General features: G+C 56.9%; 1 rRNA gene. It reads right to left on the reverse strand.

Going from position 1 to position 1,289, the window contains the following annotated elements:
* A 23S ribosomal RNA gene (locus tag P3T37_RS36970) occupies nt 1–1,289 on the reverse strand; the annotation flags it as partial.

Genomic DNA, 1,289 nt, shown 5'->3' on the forward strand with positions numbered 1-1,289 from the left:
CATCACCAGGTGTGGCCCCCCTTCTCCCGAAGTTACGGGGGCATTTTGCCGAGTTCCTTAACCATAGTTCACCCGAACGCCTCGGTATTCTCTACCTGACCACCTGAGTCGGTTTGGGGTACGGGCCGCCATGAAACTCGCTAGAGGCTTTTCTCGACAGCATAGGATCATCCACTTCACCACAATCGGCTCGGCATCAGGTCTCAGCCTTAATGAGTGACGGATTTGCCTATCACTCGGCCTACACCCTTACCCCGGGACAACCACCGCCCGGGCTGGACTACCTTCCTGCGTCACCCCATCGCTCACCTACTACCCTGTTGGGTCAGCGGCTCCACCACGTCCCATCGTCCGAAGACTCCGGGCCGGCTTCACGGCTTTAGCATTCAGAGGTTCGACGTTGGCGCTTCAAAGCGGGTACGGGAATATCAACCCGTTGTCCATCGACTACGCCTGTCGGCCTCGCCTTAGGTCCCGACTTACCCTGGGCAGATCAGCTTGACCCAGGAACCCTTGGTCAATCGGCGCAAGAGTTTCCCACTCTTGTATCGCTACTCATGCCTGCATTCTCACTCGTGAACCGTCCACAACTGGATTCCTCCGCTGCTTCACCCGGCACACGACGCTCCCCTACCCATCACAGCCCCCGTTGGAGGTATTGCTGCAATGACACGACTTCGGTGGTGTGCTTGAGCCCCGCTACATTGTCGGCGCGGAATCACTTGACCAGTGAGCTATTACGCACTCTTTCAAGGATGGCTGCTTCTAAGCCAACCTCCTGGTTGTCTGTGCGACTCCACATCCTTTCCCACTTAGCACACGCTTAGGGACCTTAGTCGGTGTTCTGGGCTGTTTCCCTCTCGACCATGGAGCTTATCCCCCACAGTCTCACTGCCACGCTCTCACTTACCGGCATTCGGAGTTTGGCTAAGGTCAGTAACCCGGTGAGGCCCATCGCCTATCCAGTGCTCTACCTCCGGCAAGAAACACGTGACGCTGCACCTAAATGCATTTCGGGGAGAACCAGCTATCACGGAGTTTGATTGGCCTTTCACCCCTAACCACAGGTCATCCCCCAGGTTTTCAACCCTGGTGGGTTCGGTCCTCCACGAAGTCTTACCTCCGCTTCAACCTGCCCATGGCTAGATCACTCCGCTTCGGGTCTTGGGCATGCAACTCAGACGCCCTATTCGGACTCGCTTTCGCTACGGCTACCCCACACGGGTTAACCTCGCTACACACCGCAAACTCGCAGGCTCATTCTTCAAAAGGCACGCAGTCACGAGACA

This window comes from Kitasatospora sp. MAA4 (genome assembly GCF_029893355.1).
GTDB lineage: Bacteria > Actinomycetota > Actinomycetes > Streptomycetales > Streptomycetaceae > Kitasatospora.